Origin of the sequence: Pseudomonas sp. Leaf58 (genome assembly GCF_003627215.1) — a bacterium.
Classification (GTDB): Bacteria; Pseudomonadota; Gammaproteobacteria; order Pseudomonadales; family Pseudomonadaceae; genus Aquipseudomonas.
On sequence record NZ_CP032678.1, the window covers coordinates 24,755 to 44,441 of the forward strand.

Annotated in this window: 15 protein-coding genes and 1 pseudogene; 10 read left to right on the top strand and 6 right to left on the bottom strand. The window is 55.7% G+C overall.

What is annotated here, in order from left to right:
• The first annotated feature begins 1 nt into the window (after window position 1).
• Both DV532_RS25325 and DV532_RS25330 read left to right on the top strand, forming a co-directional pair.
• Window positions 2-1,402, top strand: a complete 1,401-nt coding sequence (locus DV532_RS25325; RefSeq protein ID WP_056800041.1) for a hypothetical protein — start codon at window positions 2-4, stop codon at window positions 1,400-1,402.
• 9 nt (window positions 1,403-1,411) lie between these two features.
• Window positions 1,412-1,792 (top strand): hypothetical protein, encoded by a 381-nt coding sequence (locus DV532_RS25330; protein WP_156675984.1) that lies wholly within the window; start codon window positions 1,412-1,414, stop codon window positions 1,790-1,792.
• On the opposite strand, the gene DV532_RS25335 is transcribed toward DV532_RS25330, so the two are convergent.
• On the bottom strand, window positions 1,785-2,255 hold the full coding sequence (locus tag DV532_RS25335) for a restriction endonuclease (RefSeq protein ID WP_056800036.1): 471 nt from the start codon (window positions 2,253-2,255) through the stop codon (window positions 1,785-1,787). The two genes, DV532_RS25330 and DV532_RS25335, sit on opposite strands and share 8 nt — an antisense overlap.
• Before the next feature lie 18 nt (window positions 2,256-2,273).
• Window positions 2,274-4,634 carry an ATP-dependent RecD-like DNA helicase gene (locus DV532_RS25340; RefSeq protein ID WP_056800032.1) on the bottom strand — a complete coding sequence of 787 codons (2,361 nt, stop codon included), beginning with the start codon at window positions 4,632-4,634 and terminating at the stop codon, window positions 2,274-2,276.
• A gap of 87 nt (window positions 4,635-4,721) precedes the next feature.
• On the opposite strand from DV532_RS25340, the gene DV532_RS25345 reads away from it, so the two are divergent.
• The 4 genes and pseudogenes from DV532_RS25345 to DV532_RS25360 all read left to right on the top strand — a co-directional run bounded on the left by DV532_RS25345 (window position 4,722) and on the right by DV532_RS25360 (window position 11,103).
• Window positions 4,722-5,351: a hypothetical protein gene (locus DV532_RS25345; RefSeq protein ID WP_120715398.1), complete on the top strand. Its 630-nt coding sequence runs from the start codon at window positions 4,722-4,724 to the stop codon at window positions 5,349-5,351.
• A gap of 114 nt (window positions 5,352-5,465) precedes the next feature.
• Window positions 5,466-8,114 (top strand): annotated as a pseudogene (locus DV532_RS25350) (ribonucleoside-diphosphate reductase subunit alpha); the annotation flags it as partial.
• Between the two features lie 93 nt (window positions 8,115-8,207).
• Window positions 8,208-10,295, top strand: coding sequence for a DHH family phosphoesterase (locus DV532_RS25355; protein ID WP_082476867.1), 2,088 nt, complete (start codon window positions 8,208-8,210; stop codon window positions 10,293-10,295).
• 22 nt (window positions 10,296-10,317) lie between these two features.
• Window positions 10,318-11,103: a guanylate kinase gene (locus tag DV532_RS25360; RefSeq protein WP_056800023.1), complete on the top strand. Its 786-nt coding sequence runs from the start codon at window positions 10,318-10,320 to the stop codon at window positions 11,101-11,103.
• Window positions 11,104-11,131: 28 nt separating this feature from the next.
• On the opposite strand, the gene DV532_RS25365 is transcribed toward DV532_RS25360, so the two are convergent.
• Together DV532_RS25365 and DV532_RS25370 are read right to left on the bottom strand one after the other, a co-directional pair.
• Complete coding sequence (locus DV532_RS25365; RefSeq protein ID WP_056800020.1) at window positions 11,132-13,345, bottom strand: ankyrin repeat domain-containing protein; 2,214 nt, start codon at window positions 13,343-13,345, stop codon at window positions 11,132-11,134.
• A 1-nt stretch (window position 13,346) separates the two neighbouring features.
• On the bottom strand, window positions 13,347-14,849 hold the full coding sequence (locus tag DV532_RS25370; RefSeq protein WP_056800017.1) for a hypothetical protein: 1,503 nt from the start codon (window positions 14,847-14,849) through the stop codon (window positions 13,347-13,349).
• A gap of 143 nt (window positions 14,850-14,992) precedes the next feature.
• Here DV532_RS25370 and DV532_RS25375 point away from each other — a divergent pair, with 143 nt between their 5' ends.
• The 4 genes from DV532_RS25375 to DV532_RS25390 all read left to right on the top strand — a co-directional run bounded on the left by DV532_RS25375 (window position 14,993) and on the right by DV532_RS25390 (window position 17,264).
• Complete coding sequence (locus tag DV532_RS25375; protein WP_120715399.1) at window positions 14,993-15,259, top strand: hypothetical protein; 267 nt, start codon at window positions 14,993-14,995, stop codon at window positions 15,257-15,259.
• Window positions 15,250-15,603 carry a hypothetical protein gene (locus DV532_RS25380; protein WP_162948987.1) on the top strand — a complete coding sequence of 118 codons (354 nt, stop codon included), beginning with the start codon at window positions 15,250-15,252 and terminating at the stop codon, window positions 15,601-15,603. Before DV532_RS25375 ends, DV532_RS25380 begins: the two co-directional genes overlap by 10 nt.
• Window positions 15,604-15,681: 78 nt before the next feature.
• Window positions 15,682-16,677: a thioredoxin fold domain-containing protein gene (locus DV532_RS25385; protein WP_056800006.1), complete on the top strand. Its 996-nt coding sequence runs from the start codon at window positions 15,682-15,684 to the stop codon at window positions 16,675-16,677.
• A 113-nt stretch (window positions 16,678-16,790) separates the two neighbouring features.
• Window positions 16,791-17,264 (top strand): hypothetical protein, encoded by a 474-nt coding sequence (locus DV532_RS25390; protein ID WP_056800004.1) that lies wholly within the window; start codon window positions 16,791-16,793, stop codon window positions 17,262-17,264.
• Window positions 17,265-17,325: 61 nt separating this feature from the next.
• Here DV532_RS25390 and dnaQ read toward each other — a convergent pair whose 3' ends face one another.
• Window positions 17,326-18,090, bottom strand: a complete 765-nt coding sequence (dnaQ, locus tag DV532_RS25395; protein WP_056800001.1) for a DNA polymerase III subunit epsilon — start codon at window positions 18,088-18,090, stop codon at window positions 17,326-17,328.
• A gap of 60 nt (window positions 18,091-18,150) precedes the next feature.
• The gene (gene dnaB / locus DV532_RS25400; protein ID WP_056799999.1) at window positions 18,151-19,671 is read right to left on the bottom strand and encodes a replicative DNA helicase; all 1,521 of its coding nucleotides are present in this window, start codon (window positions 19,669-19,671) and stop codon (window positions 18,151-18,153) included.
• Window positions 19,672-19,687 lie beyond the last annotated feature (16 nt).

Here is a 19,687-nt window from a genome sequence, read left to right on the forward strand (position 1 = left end):
AATGGATAACTCTAATAATACGGCAGTCGTTCACAGCTTCACTGAAAAGCGAAAAACCACTCAGGCTCACGTTGATCTGGATGGTGCCCGCCGCCTGTTGTCCATGCCTACCTTCAGCTGGAGCATGGCTGTACAGCAAATCCTGATGGTCGCAGGCCTGGATGTTTCCGAGGCGCTGCTGGTCGATGAGCCTCCGACCACCCTGACCAGCTCAGCCTATCAGCTCGGTCACAAAAACCTCAAATCGCTGATCACCACCGCAGAGGCCGAAGATGGCCTGGGCATGTCCTGGGACGAATTCCGCGAGAAATTGACCGCTGCGGTCTACAAGAAAAAATACCAGATTTCCGAAAACGATTTCCGTGAAATCAATGCGCTGGTCAGCGATGCCACCGATATTTTGGGGCGCGCTCCGATCGACATTGGCGAATTCCATGCCGCCAAAGAAAAAGCGCTGACCGATCGCATCAGCGCCATGTCCCGCGAGCATGATGCACGGGTGCGAGATCTGACCGAACGCCAGCAGGGCTTGGTGCGCGACCTGACCAAACGCCAACAAGAGCTCGACGGTGTCCGCAGCGACAATGAGCGACTTTCCCAGGAAGTCGTTCAGCGCATCAACGAAATGCGCCGCGAAACGGCTGAAAGCCAAGATCGCATCGAGCGCCAGGCTGATCTGCGCGTTGCCCAAGAAGTGGAGCGCATTGGCCGCGAACGTGACGTTGCTCTGCAGCAGCAGCGTGAAGCAATCAGTGCCGAGGTGCACCAGATCACCGAGCTTCGTAACGTCGCGGAAAACGCCCTGAGCGATATCAAAGCGCAGATTGCCAGCGGCATGTATGTCGAAGCGAGCGTGGTTCGTGGTCTGGAAGACCGCCTGCAGAAGGTCAACCTGGCAGAAGTGGAGCTGAACAACCAGCTGCTGTCCCTGAATGAGCAATTGATCCGGGAGCAGCAGGAAGGCCTGGCCCTGCGCAACCAGCTGGAAGCACTGACGCTGTCGACCGCAGGCGACAAGGAGCAGATTCGGGCGCTGGAGCAACGCTTGCGTGACGTGGTCGAAGAACGTCTGGACGGTTCGACCGAGTTCATGATTCTCCAGGAACGCCTGACCATCAGCCGCAACGAACGAGCCGCGCTGGAAGAGAGCAATGTGCAGCTACAGGACGCCAACCTGGTGCTTGAGCGCAAGCTGAGTGAAGTCAGGGGGGCACATGAGAACCTGAAAGTGCAAGGTCGTGAGTACTGCAATCACCTGCGCTCCATGAACGCCGAAGCGACCGAAACCAACAAGTCGTTGGTCAAACAGCTCGGCCAGGCCAAGCTCACGCTCGGTGTGGTGCTGGTCTCCGGGGTGGGGGCAGCCATTGCGCTGACCTTGTCGATGACCGGAGTTATCTGAGCGGGTTGATTGAAAAAAGGCCGAACCCAGTTCGGCTTTTTTAATGGGGGAGCAATGAATAAAAAAATAATGCCACACTGCCTTGCAATAGTCCTCATGTGCAACGCGATGATTTTCCTAGGTTTCTTTCTCGGCAGGTCGATTCAGGCGGGCGTGCTGGATTGGCAGCGCATGCTGCCCTGCCTGTTATTCGCGGTAGCGGCTGCAGTCTGGAGCACCTGGCTTTACCTCGACGTCAACGACACCAATCAAGCGCTGAGGCGTGAACTGTTTGATACCAAAGACGAACTGATGAAGGCCTTGAGGAAAACCGTGAAACCTTCAACTGTTGTCTCGGCCAGCGCCAGTTCAAAGGATCGACCGCGCAAGACAAGCTGGAGAGCTAACTGACCAAAGATCGACCATCCATCAGCCTAATGGGCTTGCCCTTAATCCAGTTCCAGGCCTCTTTGGTAAAACCCGAGAGGCCCACTACGAACACGCCATGAAAGTGCTCGGCGTGCATCACGCCATACATCTCCCTGACCACGCCCACGCCCACGCGGCCTTTCCAGTGCTTGCATTGCACAAGGTATTTCTTTCCTTGGCGACGAAGCACCAAATCCATCCCACCATCCGCTCCACCCAGGCCCTTAAGCTCCACGTGATAGCCCTGTCTGGAAAAGTACCCGGCACACACGTGCTCGAAATCCTGCCAGCTTAGCGATTCAAGGTATTCGATACCCCGATGGCGAGTGCGTTTATACAATCGTTGCCCGCGCTTTCTGCCCAACAAAAGCTCGATACCCGGCTCAATCAGCAGGAGCAGGGGCGCTAGGCCGATAAAGTAGGGGAGACTCGCACCGTCAATCATCAATTTATTCCTTAACCGCTAGAACGGTACGTCAATATCGGCAGCACTGACCCGGCTGGATGCTTGAGGCCTGAGGCGTGGCTTCTGAGTTACCAGTTCTTTGAAGCGTTCACTGGACAGACCGTGGGTGTGTTGCTCGGCCATGAAGAACGAGAGATGGGTCTGCCGTTCCATTTCCCAGGTGCTTTCCAGTGCCTTCTGCAGGGTTTTCGGGTTGCCCACAAAAAACACATGCTCCTTGCCACGGGTCATCGCCGTGAAAATCAGTCGCTTGGTCAGCATGTTCAAATGGTCATCCGGCAGCACGAAAATCACGCAGGGGTATTCTGAGCCCTGGCTCTTGTGCACCGTGGATGCCCATGAGTGGGTCATGTCCAGGTAGTTGCTAAACGGCAGGCACACCTCGCGATCATCCAATGACAGCACAATCTCCTGTTTGCGCTCGTTGAAATCCACGATGGTGCCGGTTTCCCCATTCTGGATGTCCTTGTCATAGCGGTTTCTCAACTGCATGACACGATCGCCCACATGGTAAAAATTGTTGCCCAGTCGCCGCCCTCTGGCCTTTTGCGTAGCAGCCATGGGGTTGAACACCGGCTTGAGCAGCCTGTTCAGCTCATTGATGCCTGCCTGACCTTTGCGCATGGAAGCCAGAATCTGGATATCTTCCCGCTGAATACCATAAGCCTTGGGAATCAGGGATTCGACGAGTTCACGAACTTTCTGCGCAATTTCTGCCGGGGAGTTGGCATTCACCAGATGCAGATCGCCGCCCTTGTCGCGAAACTCCGGCATCCGCCCCTCCAGAACAGCATAAGCCCCGGAGACAATCAGGCTGGCTTGCCCCTGGCGACGAACTTCGGTCAGTTCCGAAACCGGGTAGTGACGCGACTGGATAATGTCGCGAAACACGGCGCCGGCATCCACTGATTCCAGCTGATCCTTGTCGCCCATGAGAATCAGTCGGCCACGGTTCTTCATGTGCCGGCACGCGTTGGCCAACAGGGTTTGGTCGCACATGGTGGACTCATCAACAATCAGCGTGTCATGTTCGCCAAAACCGGTCAGCATGGACGCCGTGTTCGGCGCCATTCCCAGCAAGCGGTGCATTGTCTGGCAGGGCAGGCGAGTAAGCTCCGCGAGCCTTTTAGCGGCTTTGCCAGTTGGCGCGCCCAACAAAATGCGCCCATGCGGATGAATATGCCTCAGCTGCATGACGAGGGCATTGGCCGTGGTACTTTTACCCGTGCCAGGCCCCCCAGTGATGACAGACGTTCTATGGATCAGTGCACTGTAGATCGCCGTATTTTGTTCCCAGCTAAGCTCAATTGGCCTTCCGTCTGGACGAATACCACCGTTATAGTGCTCATGAACAATACCAGGACTGTGAAACCCAGAGCGAATGGATAACTCGCGTGCCAGCGACTGATCATTGCGCAGCAGCTTCCCCAGCGAGATCGAGTCTTCCCCACTAATGTGCTTGAAATCCGCCCGCCCGCCTTTGATCATCTCCAGAAACTTCGTCTCCACCAGTGCCCGCTTGACCTTGAGTGCCGAGGATGTCTCCGCGATGGCTTTGTGGAAATTGATGGCGGTATGACCGTTCTTGCCGACAATCGCATCCAGGTAGTCCGCAATCACGTTTTCCATGTCGATATGCACGCGATCAAGTACACCGGTTGCGCGGAAGTAATTGGTCTCCACATCGCTGCTCAGCGTGATGTTTCGCAACACCCGAAACGGATGCCGATCCATCGTTGAATCCTTGTTTTCGCGATAGGCGTCCACAAGCAGGTCAACGTACTTCATCTCGATGTTGTGGCGCAGCAGCATCCGGATTTCATGCCAGGTGTCGCGCAGGTTGCCCCATTCGTTTTTAAGGCGCATGAACGCATGGTCACTCAGCGCCAGCAATGATTGCACCGCCGCTTCGTCATGATCGAGCTTCATGAAAGCATATTCGCCGAAGGCGTCATACCACAGCTGGCGTTTTTCCTTGAGAAAGCCGAAGCGCCACGATTGCATGGTTTTCTCAACTATCCGGGTCACCCCAAAATCCCTAGAGGGGATCATCGAGTCAATCATAAGCCAGGGATTGCTGGGATCGAATCGATCAGTCACCCGGAACAGGCAGATATAGGCCTGATGGGTATTAACCTCACCCTTGAAGTTCAAGTGCCCCATCACCATGCCACGCGTCAGGCTTTCCCTGATCGTCGAAGGAAATGCCTCGTCGACAGGGCCAGGCATCATCATGAGCTGGCTGTCGCCGATCCGCGTCTGGGGAACAAACACGTGCTCAAAATGCTCGCTCGTGTAGCGGGCAAGGTTGCCAAGATCAAGCGGGGCTGTGAATACACCTGGCGGTTTCTGAGACATACGCGTAAAACCTTCAATAAACACTTTAACCGTTAAGGTTGTGTTTTTGTTATTATCAATATACCCATAATAGCCTGAGGAGACATCATGCTGAAAGTACTCAGTTTTCTCATGGCGGCAATGCTACCAACCATCGTTTGCGCTAATATGGCTACGAGTGACAGAGGAGCATGGCGGCCATTCGCAGACGAATTCATATTCGAAGGCACCGTGATTGAGGCGGACAAGGATCTGACCTTCTGGGTTGAGCCAGACCCCAGGTTCACCGATCTTGTGCGCAAGAAAGCCGATGAGATGTCAACCGCCTACGTCGTGAGAAGGCCGTTGCTCCTGCGCATAAAGCTTGCCGGCATCGAGTCGGGCGAGGAGGGTGGGATCGCATTGTCCCACGACGAATTCGACGAAAGTGCGCGGGCTGATATCCGTCAAACCCTGCTCAATGGCAATTACCAGCTCAGGTGCTATGGCAATTACGCCAATTACGTAATCCCATTTTGTTCCGCCATCGACCTGCAGGGCCACTCCATGGCTGTACAACTCATTGAAAAAGGGTTGGTCAGGCGCGAGGAGAGCTTCCTTGGCATCACCGAACTGGAGCACCAGATGATGAGGACGCCCAGAAGGCTGCCCAGGATCAAGGAGTCGGCATCTGGAAGCCCTTCCGGGTTATGTTCAGAGGGCTCAAATAAGCTACCCGCCACCTCGGTTTTGATGTAAATTGACAACCCTCCCAAGGCACGTGTTAGCGTGAAGCATGGGGTAAGCAGAACCCCCACCACATTCGAAACCGCCCCGGCAAAGCCGGGGCTCAGCATCTAAGCAGGTAAGATCATGACAGCTGTAATCAAGCGCACTGGTATCAAAATGCCTTTTGATGGCGAGCGCATTCGCAACGCCGTGGCCGCCACCTTCGAAGCCACGTTGGGCACTGACTTCAAAAAATCCTCACGCCTGCAGGACATCGCCACCCGTATTGTCGAGGGTGTGCAAAAGGCCGCTGAAAACCGCCCGACCATTGGCGTTGAAGAAATTCAGGATCTGGTTGAGAAGGGGTTGATGGCCCTGGGCGAACACGAAACTTGCCGCGCTTATATCTTGTACCGAGAAGAACGCAGTCGTCGTCGCCAGCTGTCGCCGGTTCTGACCATCAATTATGTTGATGCCAAGGGCAATCCGGGTACCCTGACCACCGATATTCTGGAAGCCTATCTGGCCGGCGCCTGCCAAAACCTGCCGGGTGTGTCCGCGCAGTACCTGGCCAAGGAAGCCATCAAGAACCTGTTCGAAAATGCTGAGTGGGGTGATGTGCTCAAGGCACTGGTCATGACGACCCGCACCATGATCGAGCGTGAGCCCGAGTACTCCTATGTCGCGGCGCGCCTGCTGGGGATGGAGCTTGAGGTTGAAAGCCGCCAGTGCATGGGCATCCCGGAGGGTAGCAGCTACGCTGATGATCTCGCCGCCGCGCTGGAGTTTGGTGTCAAAGTCGAACGCCTTGATCCACGGTTGATTGACGGTCGTTTCAACATCGAATTCCTGGGTAACCTGATCCGCCCTGAAGGCGACCTGCAGTTCACCTACCTGGGCTTCCAAACCCTGTACGACCGCTACTTCCTGCACCATGAGAACCAGCGCTTCGAACGCGCCCAGGTGTTCTTCATGCGTGTGGCCATGGGCCTGGCGCTGGAGGAAGACAGTCCAACCGTGCGTGCCGCTGAGTTCTACGAGCTGCTGTCTTCGTTCGACTACATGGCCTCGACGCCAACCCTGTTCAATGCCGGCACCTTGCGCCCTCAGCTGTCCTCCTGCTACCTGACCACCGTCCCGGATGACCTGTCGGGGATCTACCACGCGATCCACGACAACGCCATGCTTTCAAAATTCGCGGGCGGCCTGGGCAACGACTGGACGCCTGTCAGATCCCTGGGTTCGTACATCAAGGGTACCAACGGCAAGTCGCAAGGGGTGGTGCCGTTCCTCAAGGTCGTCAACGACACAGCGGTGGCGGTTAACCAGGGTGGCAAGCGCAAAGGTGCTGTCTGCGCCTACCTGGAAACCTGGCACCTGGACATTGAGGAATTTCTGGAGCTGCGCAAAAACACGGGTGACGATCGCCGTCGCACCCATGACATGAACAGTGCGAACTGGATTCCAGACCTGTTCATGAAACGGGTTATTGAAGACGGTTTCTGGACATTGTTCAGTCCTTCGGATGTGCCTGATCTGCATGACCTGACCGGCAAGGCATTCGAGGCACGGTATCAGGAGTATGAGCAGCAGACCGGCGAGCACGGCACGATCACACACTACCGCACGATCAAAGCCAATGATCTGTGGCGCAAAATGCTGTCGATGCTGTTTGAAACTGGTCACCCGTGGCTGACCTTCAAGGATCCGTGCAACATCCGATCGCCGCAGCAACACGTGGGCGTGGTACACAGCTCGAACCTGTGCACCGAGATCACTCTGAACACCAACAAGGACGAAATCGCGGTCTGCAACCTGGGCTCGATCAACCTGCCGAACCACATCGTTGATGGCAAGCTGGACACCGCCAAGCTGCAACGCACCATCAATACCGCCGTGCGCATGCTCGACAACGTGATCGACATCAACTACTACTCGGTGCCGCAAGCAAGTAACTCTAACCTCAAGCACCGCCCTGTCGGCCTGGGCATCATGGGCTTCCAGGATGCCCTGTACAAGCTCAAGCGTCCTTATGCCTCTGAGGCTGCCGTGCAATTTGCTGATGAGTCGATGGAGGCCATCAGCTACTTTGCCATCATCGCCTCTCACAACCTGGCACTGGAACGCGGCTCCTACCCAACATTCGAAGGCTCGCTGTGGTCGCAAGGCATTCTCCCGATCGACTCGATTGCCATGCTCCGTGAGGAGCGCGGGGCCCGGTACCTCGACCAGGATGAAAGCTTCACCCTCGACTGGGCGCCCGTGCGCGAGATGGTCAAGAAGGGCATTCGCAACTCCAATATCATGGCCATCGCACCGACCGCGACCATCGCCAACATCACCGGCGTATCGCAGTCCATCGAACCGACGTACCAGAACCTCTACGTGAAATCCAACCTCTCCGGCGAATTCACCCTCATCAACGCCTACCTGGTGAACGACCTCAAGGCGCGGGGGCTGTGGGACGATGCCATGATCCACGATCTGAAGTTCTACGACGGGTCGCTGCAAAACATCGACCGTGTTCCGGACGATCTGAAAGAGCTTTACCGCACCGCCTTTGAAGTCGAACCGCGTTGGCTGGTCGACTCGGCAAGCCGCCGTCAGAAGTGGATTGATCAGGCGCAGTCGCTCAACCTCTACATTGCCGGCGCTTCCGGCAAGAAACTGAACCTCACCTACCGGATGGCGTGGCTCAAAGGCTTGAAGACCACCTACTACCTCCGCGCCCTGGCCGCCACCAGCACGGAGAAGTCCACCATCACGACCGGTGCGCTGAACGCCGTGTCGGCATGATCGAGGCCTGAGGCAAATGTCGCCCCGCCCTTGTGGTGGGGCTTCGTTATATTGAATAATGAATATATTGAGAACAGGAAATTATCGTCCATGAGCCTTGGTATCAAGCCGATTTTGGAGCGTCCGCCGCAAACGGATGCTCAAATCCATCCGAACCCTCTAATTAACCGGATATTGCAGAACCGGGGCATTCAGAGCATGGATGAAATGAAATACCCGCTAAAAGGACTCATCAATCCGAGCGAAATGCACAACATGCAGCAGGCGGTGGAGCTGCTGGAAGAGCATATTCGCCGTGGCAGTCGCATCGTGGTTGTGGGCGACTTCGATTGTGATGGCGCAACTAGCACCTCGATTGCCGTAGAAGGCCTGCAGCTGCTGGGCGCCAAGGATGTGAAGTACATCATTCCAGATCGAATGGTGCATGGTTATGGGCTTTCCCCACCCGTGGCCAAGCTGGCAGGCGAGCTGGCGCCGGATTTGATAGTCACGGTCGACAACGGCATTGCCAGCCACGAGGGTGCCGAAGCGGTACGCCGTCTGGGCGAAGATACCGTATGCCCGGATGGTACCGTCATCCCAGGACATCCCTGCGACCTGCTGATCACCGACCATCACCTGCCCAGCGACAAGGGCCTGCCTGAACACGCCAACGTGATCATCAACCCAAGCCAGCCACTCTGCAACTTCCCAAGTCCAAGCATTGCCGGCTGCGGGGTGATGTTCTACGTCATCATGGCCTTGCGCGCACACCTGCGGGACAAGGGGTTTTTCGCCGAACAGGGCAAAGAGGTGCCAAACATCGCCCCCCTGCTTGACCTGGTGGCGCTGGGCACCGTCGCGGATGTCGTGGCGCTGGATCGCAACAACCGCATACTGATCAGCGCAGGCTTGCGCCGAATCAGGGAGGGCCTGGCGCGACCGGGCATCAAGGCACTGCTGCAGATCGGTAAGCGCGATGCGTCCAAGATTGTAGCTTCTGACATGGGGTTTGCCGTAGGCCCACGGATTAATGCCGCAGGTCGCCTGGATGACATGACCGTGGGCATTCAGTGCCTGCTGGAAAAGGACGAAGCCAAGGCTCATGAAATCGCCTCTCGCCTGAATGACCTGAACCTTCAGCGACGCGACATCGAACAGCACCATGTTTTCGATGCTGGTGTACTGATTGATGAGCACAAGCTCCTCGATCGCATGGGGGTGGTCTTGCACAATCCGACCTGGCATGCCGGCGTGGTGGGCATCGTAGCCTCCCGCATCAAAGAGAAAATCAACCGCCCCATCATCTGCATGACCGACAGTGCGGCGGCGGCAGAGGAGCGGGAAGCACTGAATCAGCTCATTCTCGCAAATGCCCCTGCTGAAAGAATCGCAGCTCAGGAAGAAATCCTGATGAGCAAGGACGCCAAGGGGAGCTGCCGTTCGGTTCCTGGCGTGCACCTTAAGCACATCCTCGACAAGATCAACAAGATGCACCCGGAGATCCTTGGTAAGTTTGGGGGCCATGCAATGGCTGCCGGCGTATCGGTGCCACTGAAGCACCTTGCCCAGTTCACACAAATCTTTGATGCCGAAGTAGCCAAGGAGCTTACCCAGGAGCAGATCATCGGCAGCCTGCATGTCGATATCAAAGACGTCAGTCCCCAACACATGACCATGGATTTTTGTCGGCAAATCGAAGAGCTGGGGCCTTGGGGGCAGCATTTCCCTGAGCCTGAATTCCATGCCAAATTCAGGTTGATCCGCGATGAACGCCGTAAATCACCCTGGCCGCTGCAGGAAAAGCACCTGAAGATGCTGGTTGAGTTCGAAGATCATCCCGGTGTTGAGTTCCCGGCCATTTGCTTTAACTGCATCGAAGATGGCCAGATCCCTGTGGGCGATCGTTTCGAAGGCACCTTTGCGCTGTCGATCAACGAGTTTCCTGCTGGTCGCTTTACCCTGCAAATTCAATTCAAAGCCCTGCAGGATCCTGATCTGACGCTACGCCTGGATCAAGCGGCAGAGGCCGCGAAACAACTGGCCATGAAGTCCGCTCGCACCCAAGGCCTCCCCAAACAGGATCTGAGTAGTCCCATTGGGCGGTTCAGGGCTGAATTTGGAAGCACTCTGGCCATGCTGGATGAAACCGTCACCACCCCCAAAAACCACCCTTCAACAGACCCCGCTCCATTCTGAGCCCAAGCAGAGGAAACCCACAATGAGCATGATCGTCACACTCAGCGGAATGAGCACCAGTGGCAAAACCACCTTTGCCAAGGCCATGGGGGATCACCCACAATTTCGAAAGCCGGTGAGTGTAACAACCCGAGCCATGCGTGAAGGCGAGGTGGATGGTGTCGACTATCACTTTGTCACCCCGGAAACCTTCAACGCCATGATTGCCAATGATGAGCTGCTGGAGTATGAAGCCTCGCATACCGCGATGTATGGCACCTCTGCCGCCGAAGTCGAACGCATCCTGAGCCAGGGAATGTCTGTCCTGCCGATTCTGGAGCCAGAAGGGGTCATCTCGATGCAGGCGATCGCGGCCAAGCGCAACCTGCCGTTTGTCTCGGTCTACATTGATGCCGACATGCCGGTGATCATGTCGCGTTTCTTTGGTCGGCTCGATGAAGAGAAGGCCAAGAAAGGCGAGGTGAACTACCTGCCTCATGCCAATCGGCTGAAAGTGATGCTGGAGCAGGAAATGCTTTGGCCTGAGCGCACTACCTGGGGCTTGGTGCTGTCCAATCTTCAGGCGCCTGGTCGCCTGGAGCAAGCCATTCGCACCCTTGAGTCCATCAGCGCCACAGGGGTGATACCACCCACCGAACAACCCGTGAAGCGTACCGCCATCACCCAATGGTCTGCTCAAGACCTGGCAAGCCTGCTCGAACAGCACTACGTGAATGCCTCCTCAGGGGCCAAGTTCTGGGCGCTCTTGAGTGCATCCACGCAGTTGGCCAAGGATCCAGAGCCCGACAGTCATGTCATCCACATCTAAAAAATTGGGGCCCGCAGGCCCCATTTTCTTAACGTCCCGATCCAGGTGAATCGTAGTCCTGCTGACCCTGGCGGGCATTGAGTCTGGCCTGGCCGCGAAACTTCTGAAAATCCTGGTGTGTCATAGATCCCACAGCATTGAGCACCTCCTGATCAAGGCAGTTGACGATCTCGGCGGGACTAGCCCCCTTCAGATCCTTGCGCTTGAGCACTTGCACAAATGCCTTGCAGGCCATCGAAACCCTCTTGCAGCTGTCGCGCATCCCTTTGAAGTAGCGGTAGACATGGCTCAAGGGGCCATGGTCACCCGTGCAGCGGACAATGGCATTGGCCACCGGCTTGAGGATATTCCGGGTAATTTTGCCTGCCAGCGCGTCGGCAGCAAACCCGATGTTCTTGAATTTCTGCATGTCACCACGAAACTCCGTGGCCCTGGCCAAGGCCAGCACAAAGCCCGCCGCACCCAAGGTGGGAATCTGATAGTGTTCAGGAACCAGCTCAAAGAGATTCTTGATCGTAGGGTTCACCTCCACGTCAGCCAGGCTCAGCAGAACACCGGAGTAGCTGAGGGTATCCACCAGGATGCCAATCAAGTCCGAACGAGCCTGTTTGGCCTTGCCCTGTTTCTCCTCCGTCAGGTTTTCCTCTTGAGCCGCGAGCCATTTTTCAGCCTTCTTGACCAACGGATGCGTTTCTCTGAGCACACCTTGGCTGGCATGCGACAGGGCTTCGCTTTGATCCAGGAACTGCTCAGTTTTCTCGCGATCACCCTTGAACACCCACTCGCTGAGCAGGCTAATGTTCATGGAGTAGAACAGTTCCTCGCTGGAATCAATGTCCGAGCGCTGAATGATGATGTCCAGTGGGGTGTTGCCGTTATTGTCCGGAATGGCCAGCGACCCACCCTCAGCCAGCAGGTCGAACAAAATCCGTTGAGGCGCATCACCGAGCACCCCCGTGAACTGATGTGCGGCATAATGCACGGCGCTGTACCCATGGCCGTTGGTGATGTTGATGTCCGCACCAGACTTGATCAAGGCGGTGACCGCCGCGTGATCCACGGCTTTGACCGCCAGAATCAGCGGTGTATGGGCGTCACTGGTTGCTTCATGCTGATTGACGCCTTCGCTGCTGTAGGCCAGGTACTGAGCCAATGCACCCCAGTGATGTTTACCTGCTGCTACGAGCGGCACGCGGTACCTGGGGCCATCGGCAACACCTTGTTTAAGCCCTGGGTCGATGTTTGCCGCCTTGATGTCGTACTCCAGGTAGGCTTTCACCAGTTCGGTATGGCCATGGTAGGCTGCGATGTTCAGCGGGGTTCGACCATTGTGGGTCACCCATTCGAGCAAGGCGCCCATCTTGATCAACGCCTGGTTGACCTCAACGCGGTTGAACTGCGACGCCACGTGAAGGGCTGTTTCATCATTGGTGTTGTCGGGGGTGTTGATGTCGATTCGGTCATTGAACCAGGAGAAAATGTCGACGAACGTTTCATCTTTAAGTCGCTCTTCCCGCATTCTCATGGCAAGGATATGAAGCGCCGTTTTGCCATATGGATCCGAGGCCGAGAGGTAGCGCTGGTACAAACTGGCGGATTCGTCGCCAAGGTTTTTACTTTCAATCAGGCATTGAGAAAACGCCTGGATGACGGCCAGGCTTGGCTCAGGCGCCTTTTTCAGGTAGCTGAAGAGGTAGTTGTAGCCTTGCTTGTTGAAATAGAAAGGGTCAATAAGTGGTACATCGTTCGCCCGACAGGTAAGGCTGTTCATCAGCCCCACCTCGCCCTGGATCATGGCTTGAACAAACAACGTCACCTGCTGGCTATCACGCATGCCTTTGTGCAACTCCGGGCTGGCCTTGGCGGCGTCCAGCGCCCCTTGAACGTTCCCTGCTACCAAAGCCATCTTGCCGATCGAGCCGTCTGGGAATACATCCATCCTGCGCTGCGAAACCGCCTTCTCGAACACTTTGGCAACAAAGGCCATGCGCTCCCCAGTGCTGGATTTGACTGCACGTTCGAGGGGAGTGGTCGAGTCATCAAGCACTGGTTTGGTCAGCGATTCCACCAGAATGTCGAAGGACGCCGAAGCAGTTTCGCTGTTGAAAACATTGCTGAACACCAGGCCCCAGGCTTCCTGCGCAGAAAGGCCGGCGGTCAAGCGTGACTGCACCTCATTTGAGGGCAGGGTTTCAGTGTCCAAAGCGCTGTCTGCAACCTGCAGGGTGTTTGTCTGTGGCATCTCACAATCCCGGTTCGTTATTGTTATCGTGGCTAGGCCTTGCGGCAGGTTTGTTCTTGGCTATTTCAACGAGCAGGGCGCTGCGAGCAAAGGCGAATTTCTTGTCATCAATGCCCAGTTCGCGGGGCTGAATGCTCTGCAAGACGCTCTTGATGTGGCCACTCAGATTTTCGTGAGCCTCGTCTTTAGGCTGTTTGATCACTGCTGTCAGATAGCCGAGCTGGTAGCGGTACAGCGCACTCGCGATGTTTGAATAATCGGGTGAATCGCTGGCCAATTCGTGGCGCAACACCTGCTCGACCAGGCGCTGCAAAGAACCTTCGGCGAGGAATTCGCGCAGCAGGCTCTTGTGTCGCTCGCGCATCACCAGATACATATCTGAAGGCGTCTCGACCTCAGCCTTTTTGGTCTCCTCGAAACCGACAAACTCATAGCTCTTAAGCGATTTATCGATCGTTTCAGCCATCCATACAGCGAAGTTGTCACCATGGTCTGCTTGAGCTTTATCCAGCGCTTCCGGTGCATATTTCTGCATGGCAGTGACGATCATGCCTGGAATTTCCTGGAGGGTGTTGTTTCCAGACTCCAGTGGGGTGCCATGTCGCGAAGCACAATAGAACATCAGGTCAAGCAGTCGCCGCATGTCAGTGCGCGGCCCCATGACCGAATACTCCCGGCTGGTGATCGACAAGGCGAAATTGTGCCGTGAGTGTGGCGACAACTCGAAATCAACGATGGATTTGGCATGGCGCTCCATGAAGCTGTCCATGCGCTGGTTGACGGTTTGTGGAAGGGCGTCGTAGTGCGCCACCATGTTCCCTGAAAAATGGCGTTTGGCCCTGGACTGAGCCAGGGGCAGCGTGCCCAGGGTGCGCGAGGTGAGCGGGGAGATGCGCACCTTTTTGGCCACGTCCCTGCCCAGGGCCAGAATGTCCTGCTCGGTAATGGCCTTGCCCTTCTGGTGAAAGGATTTTGGCGCAATATTGGAGGCCGACGAGTGGCTGGGGTAGTAGTAAAAGCGCGAAGGGTTGCAGCACGAAGGATCCAGGTCGATCCTGGATTTCAACGCCTCAAAGCAGGCAGGCCAGTTTGCGACCTCAATTGGCTGCGCCAAGCGCACGATCATGCGGTATTTCCACGGCGTTTCCGGGGTGAAGTTGTGCGTGGAGTGCACGATGTACTCGTAGCCCTCGAAGATTTGTTCACCGGTTTCCAGTGCGCCAGGCTCGTCAATGTCGATCACCAGCACCGTCAGCGCTTCGGTGTTGATATCGGCACGGTAGTGCTTGGTGCCTTTTTGCGACACCTGCAGCACCCAATCTTCCTTGAGCTTCATCATGACAGGAATGTAGCCAGGGCCATCCTTACGATCCCGGATCCGGTGGCGCATCACTTCGGCCTTGAATTCCTCCCATGAGGGCTCGTTGATGCCCATCTCGACATCAACGTCACGGGAACTTCCCAGGTCGACCAGGTAGAGGGATTCACTGACATCTTGCTGCATGGCATTCACGTTCAAAAGAGGCTATGTCACCATCATAGGCGCTGAGCAGCTGGTGACTCAATATTATCAATATGGCCAGGCAAGCCCAGATTGAAGCTCGACTAGCATTATGCTATATATTGATTCCTTTTGGAGGAGCTCTGATGAAAAAGCCTTTTGCCATCGATGTTGACGACGTGCTGGGAAACCTCTCTGAAGTCATGAACCCTGTATTGAACAGGCGATTCAACAAGCAAATCCCGGTCGCGGCCTGGTCGACCTTCAACATCTCCGGGCTCTATGGCATCACCGTGGAGCAATTCCTTGAGGTTATCATCGAAGAAAAGCTCCTGGAGCAAATGCAGCCCTACCCCGGCGTGAAAGAGGCCCTAAGACGAATCAAGACCTCTGGTCTGACGTGGTGCTGGTGACCTCTCGCGGTTATCACCCGGTTGGCCAGAAACTTACGGAGACGTGGCTCAATCAACACGACCTGTATTCCGATGGTCTCATTATCGTGCCTGAAGGGCTTTCCAAAGCGCAGGCCGTGGTGGGTCGCTACCCGAAAGGCTTTGAAATCATGGTGGACGATTATCCGCCCAACCTGGACAAAATGAAAGCCGCAGGCCTGGTCGATGAAGTCTATCTGATCGACAAGCCTTGGAACCAGGATCGCCCAGAGTTTGTCATGGGTCACAATCGCTTTCTCTCGCTGGTCGACGCGCTGCGCCACCACTTCCATCTCGAAAAAGGTCTTGACTTCGCCGTCGCCTAAACAGCCGCGAAGCCAGTATCAAATATAGCGCTTTAGCTGTATATTGACTGTTATCAACACTACGCAGGGTTTTGCCTCATGCAACCGAAATCTCTGGATAAAGAGCCGGACAATACCGCACAAAAAGCACCTCGCGGCCAACTGATGAATGACCTCGCCAAAGGGGCGTTCATTGTCTTGTGCCTGGCGGCCACTTACAAATTCATGTTCGCGGATGCAAGCAACGTGGCGCCAGCTGCAGCCCAGGTGCAAACCACCCCACTGCCAGTGACCCCAGCCAAGGCCGAGCAGGCGGGGGCGCCACAAGCGCCTGGGCAGATCGACGAGGCACGCCTCGGGCAATTAATCAAAGAACGACAAGCCGTGGTTGCAGCCCAGGGCAAAGTCGTGTTCGCTGCGAATAAGCCCGCGACCCCTGCAGCGACCCCGTCTGCCCCGACATCCGTGCCGCCCACTCCGACAGGCGCCGCTGCTGCGCCCGCTGTGCCCGCTGCGCCCATGGCAGGGCGGCTTGCACCGCCAGGCTACATGGCCAAAGTGGGCTTCAACAATGACGGAACAGCCATGCCAGCAGACCAGAAGCGTGAGCAAATCGCCAACGCACTGTCGAAAATCCCGGACAGCTTTACCGTCAACTGGAAAGCGCCCCAGGAAAAAACCGCCATCTACGTGTTTACAGACCCGACCTGCCCGTACTGCCAAAAACTGCATGCCGCGATCCCTCAGCTTAACGCTGCGGGCATCACCGTCCACTACCTGCTCTACCCTCGGGACATGGCAAGGCTCAATGGCAATGGTAGCAAAAGCGTGACACAACAAAACCTCGATAACGTGTGGTGCTCACTGGATCAACAAGCGGCGATGAATGATGCCTATGCAGGCTTCAGGGTGCCTGTAGCCGACTGCGCTGCCCTGCCGGCTGAACTCAAACGCATGGACTCACCGGTCGCTACGCATTACGAGCTGGGCAATGTCTTCAATGTTCAAGGCACTCCGAATGTCTTCACCAAGGATGGCAAAGACCTGCCTGGCTTCCAATCGGCAGAAAAACTCATCTCGGAAGTATTTAATTAATAACTAAAAATTGTAAGGGCTTGGTAACTAAAAACTCAAACTGCAGGGTTTTGACATTACCAAGCGTGTGTGAAAAAATCGATTTATAAAAAACAATAAGAAGGGTAAAACCCATGCTCCAGATCATCATCATCCTGATTGCTATTGTCCTGACTGTTCTGATCACCTTCGGCACCATCCATTATATGGGGGAAAGCGGTGATAGTGCGGCAAAGTCCCAGGCCACCAAATACATCCAGGAGGCTGCCCAAATTCGCGGCGCCATCCTGATTGCCCGTAATGATGGCCTGTACATGGACACCGAGACCAACCTCGAAGTCCTCGTGCCCAAGTACCTTGCTACGATTCCGCAGGACGGCGCGAACTGGTCTACCCGTGAAAACGAAGTGTTCAAGACCGGAGTCGGGGATAATGTCTGCGTGGCAGCCAACAAGTCCCTGGGCATTTCCTTTGTAGCGGGCGATTCGAACGTACGCGAAAGCGCGGATAATCCGGGCGAGTACATCCCATACTGCGCCAAGGATGACATGAACCCTAACACGCCTTGCTGCGACAATTCCGATGCGGGTGAAGTTGAAATCAACTGACCAGCAATTACCGGCATCAAAAAACCGCACCAGTGTGCGGTTTTTTTGTTGCCCCTTATAATCAAAAGCCAAATTCGATGCAGCTACCACCCGAGCTCTTTCTGATCCGCGCCTGCATGGCGGCATGAGCCTCACGATCAACGTCTGAAGGTTGGGCGATTACCAGTTCGCCCGCAGGGATTTGCAGACGGGCAGGGGTCAGTTTTGGCCCCGATTTGGTCAACGAGCGCTCGTTGAATTCCAGGCCTTTCTGATCGACGGTCATGATCAGGTAGACCTGAGAAAGCAGCCGGGCATCCAGCAATGCGCCGTGAAGCTCACGCTCGTAGTTGTCTTTGCCCACCAGGCGATTGAGCAGGGCATCCAGGCTGTTGCGCTGCCCAGGGTACAGGCGCTGGGCAATAGCCAAGCTGTCAATGATGCCTTCGCAATAACTCGCCAGAGGATTCAGACCTGCCACCTTGAATTCCATGTCAAAGAAGCGAGTGTCGAATTTGGCGTTGTGAGCAACCAGCTTGGCCCCGCGAATAAAATCGATGATCTCTTGGGCTCGATCAGCAAAGACGCGTTTACCGGACAGCCTCACCAGGTCATCGCGGGAGTGACCATGGACTTCCTTGGCTTCATCGGGCACATCGCGTTTGGGATCAAAATACAGGTGCAGATACCTGCCGGTGGGCTTGCGGTCGATGATTTCATAAAAACCGGCCTCCACCATTTTATCGCCTTCGTCCGGATGCAGACCAGTGGTCTCGCAGTCGAACGTTACGTGACGTGACGAAGCATTTACATCAACCCCGTCATGGGTGTTTTCATCAATGTTCATGGCAGGTCTCTGTTTTTTTCCATTATTCCACTTATGCCAATATATGGTCAAACCGCCATGTTAAAAGGGAATGTCCGGATAAGGCTGCTGTGGATCAAGCGGCAGTTCCTGACCTGAAGAGTCCACGGTTGGAGTACCCTCAGCGGCTTGCTGACCATGGTGGGAGGCCAAGCTGGTGGACTCCTTATCATGCTTCACCCGTTCGGTGCGTGACACCTTCGGCAGTGTGGTTGGCTGACCACCTCCCTGGTCGATGGTTTCAAAACGCGACTGGCCATTGGCAAAGCCCAGGCGAACCGTGCCCAGCGGGCCGTTGCGCTGCTTGCCAATGATGATTTCCGCGACACCCTTGTCCTCTGTTTCCGGGTTGTACACCTCATCCCGGTACACAAAGAGGATCAGGTCGGCATCCTGCTCGATCGAGCCGGAACTGCGCAAGTCGGAGTTCATCGGACGCTTATCAGGGCGTCGCTCCAGCTCACGCGACAGCTGGGACAGCACGACGATAGGGATTTTGAGATCACGGGCCAATTGTTTCAGGCCACGGCTGATCTCACCGATCCCTTCGTTGAGGTTGGCCAGGAAATGCTTTGAAACCGTCATCAATTGCAAGTAGTCGATCAGGATAATCCCGATATTGTGGTCGCGCTTGGCCTTAGTAGCGCGAGCCACTACCTGGTTGAGGCTCAGCGCCGGCTGGTCGTCGATGTACAGTGGGGCGGCGTCGAGTTTTTCGGTGGCGATGCGCAGCTTTTCCGTGTCGCCAGCCTTGAGTCGGCCCAGGCGCAGGTTTTCGAAGTCAATACCACCGATGCTGGCAATGGTGCGTTCATACAAGTCTTCCTTGGGCATTTCCATGGAAAACACCAGCGCGGGAATACCCTGGTTGACGGCGATGTCTTCGATCGAGTTCATCGAAAAGGTGGTTTTGCCCATTGATGGGCGACCACCCACGATGATCAGGTTTTCCTTGTGGTACCCTGTGGTTTTCTGGTCGAGATCCCGGAAACCGGTAGAAATACCTGGAATGCCACCCTTTTCCGCACGCTCCGCCAAGCGCGCCCGCCACGCCTTGCCCACTTCTTTGTAACTCTGGTTGGATTCGCCGCCCGCATTCAGACGCACATTGGTCTGATTCAGACTTTTGCTTAACACGGCGATTTCTTGATCCACCGGCAATTGCCCGTGCAGCAGCTTCTGACTCGACTCCCGTAGCATCTCGATCATGCTGAAACGCATGCTGAGGTCACGCAATTCTTCGGCATGACGCCGGATTGAATCCTGGCTTGGGAAGACCGTTCCCACCTCGATCAGATAGCTCGACAGCCGTGGGGTCTGGGAGAAATGACTCATGGCCAACGAAATGTCGATGCTCCGACCCCGCTTGCTTTCATAGACGATCCAGGCAAAGATTTGCCGCGCCGAATCGTTGATGAAGTCCTCAGGCTCGATGATCTCGGCAATGCCATTATACAGCTCGGGGCTGTCCAGCAGGGTGGACAGCAATGCCTTTTCAAGCGGCTCTGCGCTGCCATTGAAATTGATGGCGGGTGGGGATTGGTAGTCAGGGGTAGCTTGCACGGGCGAGGAACTCCAA